Genomic DNA, 8,217 nt, shown 5'->3' with positions numbered 1-8,217 from the left:
CACTGATGTCTTTCATCAAGAACCCCTTATCCTTCAATAACATCAGGAATTCTACTGAATACTCAGCAGCTTTTCTGACCATTTCATCAACTTAACTGCTTTTGTTATGTATAGAGTGCTATGATTTTATTTCATTGTTCAATAAACATTGTACTCTTTTTGAATTTTTTTTGACTCTTCTATTTCACCATCAAAATATTCTAATGAACGATTCCATTAATGATTTTGAAGGCGGTATCCCGTTTTTACAAAATTAAAAAATAACTTTATCCAAATAAAAAATCCTGGGAAAATTTAGGTTTTTTAAATACAAAAAGCTCATTTTTTGTAAAATTTAAATTTTAATTAATTTAATGAAATTTTAAGTTTCTATTTAATAATATTAATTAATTAATATTATTAAATAGATTTTTTGAAAAAATTTTTTGATTTTTTGAATCTGAATTTCAAAAATAAAGATGATAAAAATAATTATTACCGTGGAGAATTTGTAAAAATTTTTAAAGGCTATTGTGGAGATGAGTATTAATTAATTGAGATTAATTATAGAATTAATGGATCGGCTTAAAGTCAAAAAATAAAATTAACGAGGACTACTTATAATTATTTTAAATAGTCTGTTCGAATAAGCAAGTCAGTGGTCCTTTCACAAGATTAAGAAATACAAAACAGCATCTTAAATTTATTTGCTAATTTAGGAGAATTTTAATGTTTTTGCCAAACAAAATCTAGAAGAACTCAAAAAACTTAGTGATAAAGCCATCAAGCACTTTACACCTACAGATAAGGAAAGATCCATCATTTAAAGCTTTATTTAAAATACTATTAAGTATCCATCTATTGTAGACATTATCATGCTACATTAAAGAGTGGATGGCAGTTGTTCAATTGAGAGATAGGTTTACATCAGAAAAAGATAAGGACTTAAATAGAGACCTTAGCAATTTTTTTTAGGATACATACTATCGCATTATTTTTCAGGAATCAGGCGAGTCGATGGGACGTTGTATCAATATTTAAAACTGAATTGGACTACTGAATACTCGATACAAATGATCGAAGAATGATTATAACGTCATTACTTCGCCTTTGTGGTACTCTGCAAAAAAATAATAGAAGGTGATAGATGGGAGGAATGGATTGAGGATGTGATTAAAAATATCAATATGTTATTGGAAAAAAAAGAATTTTTTAATAGCAGAACCAAATTTGAAAATAGGAAAAAAGTATTAAAAGCCCTATTGCAGTATTGCAAACAACAGAGTGAAGGCCAAAGCGACTTCTATGAGGAAATGGGAAAAACATCCCCAGCGTCCGCCTATAGGTACCTCTCTCCTTCCCACAGCTCCTCAAAATGAGGGGGCGACGCCTCTTTATTCTCCATTCGATCCCTTCTCTAGCAGTAATAACCCTTTTATTCCGCTGGTTGATTACTCATCCTCCTCCATAAATCTAGAAGCTGAAAAGTTGGAGCTAATGAAGCGAATGGAAGAAGAAAAAATGGAAGCGCAAAAACAAAAATTGCAGAGGAACTCCCGTCACTAGAGAATCCACTCGTAGCACAAAAACCATTTTTGACTCAAAGTGAATTACTCAAAACAATAAAAAAGAGGGTATTCATTTAGCAATGGATGGTTTAAAAGACAATTATACGACTCGCATTGCGCAAATAAAAGATAATGAACCGCTTTTCAATGATCATTTTTCAAGAAAGGCGGTAGATCTTCAACATCGCAAACGTCAGCAAGGTGATAGTCCCTTTTATGAAGTAAATTTACTGATTGCTTTCCAAGAAGTGGAGGGGGTGAATGACCAGATTAAAATCGCTTATCGGGACAACAGCTTTTAGTAGAAGACTTTCTGGAACGGATTGTAAAAGATAAATTTGCTAGTCAAGACTGGGGGACCACATTTCATTGTCAACGCAATCAAAAATAATGGTTTTTCTGAATGCTATACTTTTGCGTGATGGGAGGTCAGAAGCCAATGGAGAGCAAGGAAGAGCAATGTATAAAGTCGAAGTGGCTAAGCCGTCGTCGCGCCTCACTCACTCCCATCTATTTGGTAGAGTAGCTCTAAAATTAGATTCTCAAACGGGTGTCTATCAAATGGTGCAGGACCCTCAATCCAAGAGAAGAGTGACGACATCATAATTAATGAGACATCCTCGAGGAGAGAGTCAATATTAATTCGGTAAAACTGTTTATGACGGTGGCTGTTTCTGATGAGTCTTTTTTGAAACTTCGCGCTGGAGGTCTTGCCGAAAAAGAATTAAATAACAGACTCAAGAAAGTTCAGTTATTAATTATCACCTTTAATGCCATAGAAGATATTTCAATCCATATAACTCTGGATTCTTTTTCAATGGATGAAAGGTATGATGATTTGAAATAGATGGTCCTGGATTATAATCGCCAGAGGAGGCAGCTCCCATGCCCCTAATCCCGGTTGTACTGCTTTTACGAGCACTTCTAAGCAACATACCTTTGCTGATATTCACTATTCTTCCCTTGAATCGGGAAAATATGACATTCAGGATCTAACATTGGATATTTTAGGTCCTCTCGTCATGCATCGCCGTCATGTGGTGACCACTGATCCTCAGCGGGCTATCGAAACTAATCAAGGAAAAATTAGAATTAGATTACGAATGTTAATGGCCACGCTACTTCCGAAAAAAACCGCAAATCCGAATATTTATACTCATCCCAGTCCAGTGGCTTTCTTCGGGGCAATTGAACTACGTCGTCGTGAAGATGAAAGTTTTCAGCATACAGAAGGTAGCCGTTATAGTGTGTCCAATCGCTAAATTAGCGTGACAGCTTGAATTTTTTCAACATTAAAGGTAAGAAAATATGCCCTATGTTATTGACAATGATTATTCTTCGCCAAATGTTAATGAGCGTATTCGATTTTTAGTATTGCATTATACAGCGGGAGACTTTGAAAGTTTGTTAAAGATACTTACTGATCCCAAAAGGCAAGTAAGCGCACATTATTTAGTGCCCGAGTGGCCTTTTGACGGAAAACGTAAAATTTTTCAATTAGTTCCAGAGGAGAAGAGGGCTTGGCACGCTGGAGTCAGTGCGTGGCAAGATAGAATAAATTTAAATGATACATCAATAGGTGTTGAGATGGTTAATTTGGGTTATATTGACAAAGAAGGAGAGAGGACGTGGATTCCTTTCACTAATTATCAAATTGAAACAGTGATTGAATTGTGCACTGATATTATTGGACGTTATAAAGATGAGTATGGTAATAAAATCATAAGATCTACACGAGTTGTAGCGCACGCTGATGTTGCTCCTGGTAGAAAAGTAGATCCAGGCCCATTATTTCCTTGGAAAAAATTATATGATCGTGGAATTGGTGCTTGGTATGATGAAGAGGAAAAGCAGCAGACAGAATTACTTATTTCGGATAATGAGGTTGATATTAAATGGGTGCAAAAAAATTTAAGGATTTATGGCTATCCGATTTTAGAGACAGGGATATTTGACCGTCAAACTAAACAAGTCGTCCAGGCATTTCAAATGCATTTTCGACCAAACAATTACTCTGGCACTCCAGATAAAGAGACTTGTGCTATATTAAATTCGCTAGTTAAAAAATATTATTATCAACAAGCATTTTTTTCTGAGTGAAGAGTACTTATTGAAAAAATAAAATGGTCAGGTGAAGCTTTCTTCCGCTGGTTTTGGACTTTTGAATCAAGAGTCTAATAGAGAAGAAAAGTCTTCCTTAAAAGCTGAAGATAGATATTCTACAGCATCAACATTTAAAAAATAGGCTAAATGACTGAAGGGGGTTAGAAAGCCGTAAGTTTTTCTACTCCTTTTTGATTACAATTTTTGCATCGACAGTCAACTGACAAGAGATTAGCAATGAGATAATTCAAAAGCTTTTTGTGCCCACGATAGGGCAAGATCAGACTACTTCCGAGTGAAGTGTGTTTGTATTCGTGCGACTGGCATCCGCTAAATTGAATTTTCCAAGCTTGCAATGATAGAGCGTATAACCTAGGATTGACAATAGTGGTGATTACCAGGATAATCACTCCGTACGTTTTAATTGCCCCGGAGCTGTATTTCCATTTTAATTCATATTTGATTTAGACAGAAATGCTAGATGAAACTAATTCCTCTCCCCATATTTGATTCTATTGAAAATATCACTGATGAAAATGATTATTCTTATCTCAAAGAAGACTATGATTTAAATGATATTAAGATCACAGTAAATTTTTTAAAATCTTATAAAGGGAGCAAAGGTACTTTTAATTCTTATCGCCGTGAAATCGAGCGTCTTATTCATTGGTGTGCCTTAATAACTAAAAAATCATTAAAAGCGTTAAAGCGTGATGATATAGAAAATTTTATTTATTTTTGTAAAAAACCGCCCAAAACATGGATAGGGCAAACAAAATGGCCTCGCTTTATTACTAAAGATGGTATACGGATTCCGAATCTAAAATGGCGGCCATTTATCGTTAAGCTTTCCAAAATAGAGCGTCGAAAAGGAATGGACTTAGACAAAAATAATTTTGAGCTTTCACACGGATCTTTACGCGAATTATTTGCGATATTAAGCAGTTTTTTTAATTATTTGCTGCAAGAAGAATATGTCAATGTAAATCCAGTCGCCCTTATCAGACAAAAAAGTCAATTTATCCGAAAGACGCAAGGACAACCTAAGATAAGACGTTTATCAGAACTACAGTGGCAATATGTGATTAAATCAGCAAAAAGCTTGGCTGAACAAGACCCTGATATTTACGAGCGAGCCTTATTTATTACGTCGGCTTTATATTCTATGTATCTTCGAATTTCAGAGCTTGCCGCAAGTGAACGTTGGGAGCCGCGCATGAATCACTTTTATCGTGATGGTGATGGAAGTTGGTGGTTTGTAACTGTTGGTAAAGGTAATAAAGAAAGACAAATCGCTGTAAGTAACGCGATGCTTAAGGCATTAAAGCGCTGGCGAAAGCATTTAGGCTTGACCTCCCTGCCTTCACCTGCTGATCAGTCACCTTTGTTGCCCAAAAATAAAGGCTGGGGCCCAATCAAAAGCACAAATTATATTAGAAATATCGTACAATATTGCTTTGATCTTGCTATTGATCAACTTGATCAAGACGGGTTTTCTGAAGAAGCAGAAGCCTTGAATGAAGCAACGGTCCACTGGTTGCGACATACGGGTATCTCTGATGATGTAAAAATCAGACCCCGTGAACACGTTCGTGATGATGCTGGACATAGCTCTAGTGCAATTACTGATCGGTATATCGATATTGAACTAAGAGAACGGTATCAATCTGCTAGAAAAAAGATTATTTCCGATGAAGATTAGATGCAATTTATACAAACGAGTGACACTTTTACCTCGCTCGTTGGTTGTTGCTTGCTCTGACACGGCTTTTTTTAGATGCCGAACCACTAACTAATGAGACGAAAATTTCTATGATATTCTTATCTTAGCGCCTTGTCATTACGCCCCCGGCAATACCCAAAATTACATGTTGATTTACACTTCTGACATGACGCCCAAATTCGCTCTCTGTCATACCAGCCGTATCCATGACCTTAACTTGCCCATTCAACTTTCCTTGATAATTTCGTACGTCAGATTCATAAAAATCCCTTTCAAGTATGTCAGGCCTACTTAATCCTTGGCTTGTCCAATTGTTGCCATATGCATGACCATAAGTACCTAACATAATCACTATATCGTGTTTTGTAATTGCTGGGCCTTCTTCTGAAAAGCTCTATAGGCTCTCGTATTTCGTATCCAAATATTTATCTGTCAGCCCTAAAAACATGTTGATACCCAAGCGGGCTTTTTGACTAACTTTGTGCCAATAATTGAGTCCAGAAGGGCGCATCGATTTGGGCGCCACAGTAACCTTACTCAAACTCTGAAAGTGTGTAGTGCTCCTCCCCTAAGAATCCCCCTAGATAGATTTCTATAACTAATTCCCTGCACCGGACTTTGTGATCTGATTTTACTGCTGCCCTTGACTAGCTCAGAGATTAATTTTTTGCCCGCTCTGGCTGCAGTAACCAGACTGCTTCGGCTTCCGGTCCACCCAATCCCAGGGAAATCCATCTCAGGGTTAGGGTTGCCGAAAGCTTGCGGATTGGCATTTGCAAGCGCGCCGCTAGCGATACCTGCGACATCCGGAGCGATCGATGCCAAGGGGTTCCCAGCACCAAAGAAGATTATCGAAGCAGTCTCAATGGCCACGCTAACTGCACCGGTAGCCCCAATGGATGCGCCTGCAGAAAGACAGCAAAAGCCACAGGCGCGCGCCCGATTCACCTAAGGCAATACGAAAACCCCGCCTGCCAACTTAAATGGCCGCTTGGCCACACGATTGATTGGATCGTCGTTGCAATACGCATAAGGATAATCCCCCCCTGCCGCACCAAACGGGCTTCAGCTGTCTTGGCAGTTAAAAAAGCGCATTAATGTCGGATTGTGGGCGCGGTCGCCATTGCCAAAGATTATATTCTATAACTAAGTGGATCCAACGGCTTCCCATTAAATCCCAAGACGGATGGCATCTCGGTCTGTGAGGTCCAATAGCCATAAGGTGTATAGATATAATCCTGCATGCATGATTTATCTTCCCAGACTGTCAGCACACTGCCTTGCTGATGTAGTGGTCGTTAGTCGCGTGCTGTTCGATGATTCTTGCTCGTGCACTTGTCCCCACAGCATCCATTCGACTTCACATAGCAGATCTGGTTGCTGCCATTGCGACTAGCTTCACCCACCAATCATCCACACGATAAAAGGTCATTCGGCTCATCCTGAACCACTTGGCTGACCAGTGTATTGAGGGTGAGTGTATTGAGGGTGTCAACGCATTATAAGCGTCTTTTGCGTCCGCGCCGTTTACTTGCTGTAGTCAGCGCAACGGGTCGTAACAAATGTGCGAACGGCTTCATCCAAATCATCCGCCCTGCTTTGTCATGTTTGAGCGTGATTTCTTTCGGATAATTTCTGTGATCGTTGGTTACCTTGAGCAGTTGAGTGGGGGCAAGCGTGCTATAGACAGGTGGTGGTGTTGCATCCGCTGTTGAAGTCGGTTTGCGTCTTTGTCATATTACCCAGTTCGTCGTAGCTGAAGCGCTCGCGATGGATGTCTTTGCCTTTGCTGTAAGGCTCTTTGGGTCGTGCTTCTCCATTCCAGGTATATATATTCGATGAGCCGGTTGCGGCTGTCATAAGTAAACGCTTCTTTACGTAAGGTTGTGCAGTCGCTCTAAGTAATTCGCTCTTTGAGCAAGTGATTTCTTTGATATGTTTGTTCAATGACAAGCGCAGATTGGCCGCTTGCACTGATTTCGTGCTTGATTTCTCGATTCAGATCCTCATAGGTCAGCGTAGTGCTCAATGCTGCGCCCTTTTTTCCTGGCCTGCTGTTTCGTGAAGCGACCGAACGCATCATGCCGAGTGACACTTTGATATCGTTACCTTCGTGCCAGCAGTGTGACAGCCATGTTTCATCGTAATCGTAGCGTTGCGTCACGTTACACGTCTGTATAGGACTGTAGAGCATCGGCCAAGTAGGCGTTAGACTTCTGGGGGCACCAATCGGGCATGGAGGTTTCGTTTTTGAGTAAAGCGGACGAATAATAGGTCATCTGGCGGATCATCCACACGGCTTGCGTTGCTGAAATTATTGCATCGGTCAGTATATCGTAGTCCCATGTTTGAAGAATTTCTGGTGTGCTGATTTTTTTCACTGCATTACCCAGTCCTTTTAAATACTCGTACGAAAGCGTCTTACCAGTCGGCGCAGTTACCGCTGCGGGATACAGATACGTGTTTTTATAAGAAAATATAGAGGTGCGTCCGCGCCACTGCTTGTCTGAGTGAGTCGCTCCAAACCGTCAGCGGAAGACTTTTGGATAATGGTGTTTTCAGGGAGCGTGGTTTTGGTCAGATGTCCGAAATAGTCATATTCGTACAGCCGTTATCCGGCTTCAATTCGTCCGTTTCTTTACGCAGCTGTTCTAAACTCATATTCATAATGTGTAGTGTCTTGCTCTGTCTCTTGGCTATAATTAATACTGATGCGTGACCTCCATACACGAAGGAAAGCGATGAGTTTGTTTCCTGAGCAGGTGGAATTAATGGAAAGGCTTGTTTTAATTGAAGCAATTGATTATTGGGTTGAAAATAATTTCCCTTACATTTTCTAAGCCG

At 39.4% G+C, this 8,217-nt stretch carries 10 protein-coding genes; 7 read left to right on the top strand and 3 right to left on the bottom strand.

All coding sequences use genetic code 11. The annotated features are described in order from the left end of the window. The first annotated feature begins 1,627 nt into the window (after positions 1 to 1,627). From FIV31_RS06505 to FIV31_RS06480, 6 genes are all read left to right on the top strand, one after another. Entirely contained in the window at positions 1,628 to 1,849 is a 222-nt protein-coding gene (locus FIV31_RS06505; RefSeq protein ID WP_280124214.1) for a hypothetical protein, read from the top strand. 88 nt (positions 1,850 to 1,937) lie between these two features. Further along, positions 1,938 to 2,153, top strand: a complete 216-nt coding sequence (locus FIV31_RS06500) for a hypothetical protein (protein ID WP_280124213.1) — start codon at positions 1,938 to 1,940, stop codon at positions 2,151 to 2,153. 52 nt (positions 2,154 to 2,205) lie between these two features. Beyond that, complete coding sequence (locus tag FIV31_RS06495) at positions 2,206 to 2,394, top strand: hypothetical protein (protein WP_280124212.1); 189 nt, start codon at positions 2,206 to 2,208, stop codon at positions 2,392 to 2,394. Between the two features lie 151 nt (positions 2,395 to 2,545). Further along, the gene (locus FIV31_RS06490; RefSeq protein ID WP_280124211.1) at positions 2,546 to 2,809 is read left to right on the top strand and encodes a hypothetical protein; all 264 of its coding nucleotides are present in this window, start codon (positions 2,546 to 2,548) and stop codon (positions 2,807 to 2,809) included. A 46-nt stretch (positions 2,810 to 2,855) separates the two neighbouring features. Beyond that, positions 2,856 to 3,647: an N-acetylmuramoyl-L-alanine amidase gene (locus tag FIV31_RS06485; RefSeq protein WP_280124210.1), complete on the top strand. Its 792-nt coding sequence runs from the start codon at positions 2,856 to 2,858 to the stop codon at positions 3,645 to 3,647. A 484-nt stretch (positions 3,648 to 4,131) separates the two neighbouring features. After that, the gene (locus FIV31_RS06480; RefSeq protein ID WP_280124209.1) at positions 4,132 to 5,352 is read left to right on the top strand and encodes a tyrosine-type recombinase/integrase; all 1,221 of its coding nucleotides are present in this window, start codon (positions 4,132 to 4,134) and stop codon (positions 5,350 to 5,352) included. Between the two features lie 124 nt (positions 5,353 to 5,476). Here FIV31_RS06480 and FIV31_RS08665 read toward each other — a convergent pair whose 3' ends face one another. After that, on the bottom strand, positions 5,477 to 5,719 hold the full coding sequence (locus tag FIV31_RS08665) for a hypothetical protein (RefSeq protein ID WP_425278277.1): 243 nt from the start codon (positions 5,717 to 5,719) through the stop codon (positions 5,477 to 5,479). A 321-nt stretch (positions 5,720 to 6,040) separates the two neighbouring features. Between FIV31_RS08665 and FIV31_RS06475 the strand changes: the two genes are divergently transcribed. Continuing rightward, positions 6,041 to 6,325, top strand: a complete 285-nt coding sequence (locus FIV31_RS06475; protein ID WP_280124208.1) for a hypothetical protein — start codon at positions 6,041 to 6,043, stop codon at positions 6,323 to 6,325. 945 nt (positions 6,326 to 7,270) lie between these two features. Here FIV31_RS06475 and FIV31_RS06470 read toward each other — a convergent pair. Next, positions 7,271 to 7,537: a hypothetical protein gene (locus FIV31_RS06470; RefSeq protein WP_280124207.1), complete on the bottom strand. Its 267-nt coding sequence runs from the start codon at positions 7,535 to 7,537 to the stop codon at positions 7,271 to 7,273. A 1-nt stretch (position 7,538) separates the two neighbouring features. Next, positions 7,539 to 7,754: a hypothetical protein gene (locus FIV31_RS06465; RefSeq protein ID WP_280124206.1), complete on the bottom strand. Its 216-nt coding sequence runs from the start codon at positions 7,752 to 7,754 to the stop codon at positions 7,539 to 7,541. Positions 7,755 to 8,217 lie beyond the last annotated feature (463 nt).

Source organism: Coxiella endosymbiont of Ornithodoros amblus, assembly GCF_019425495.1.
In the GTDB taxonomy this organism is placed as follows: Bacteria; Pseudomonadota; Gammaproteobacteria; order Coxiellales; family Coxiellaceae; genus Coxiella.
The sequence above is the reverse complement of the archived record's forward strand: the minus strand, read 5'-3'. Positions and strand labels throughout refer to the sequence as shown.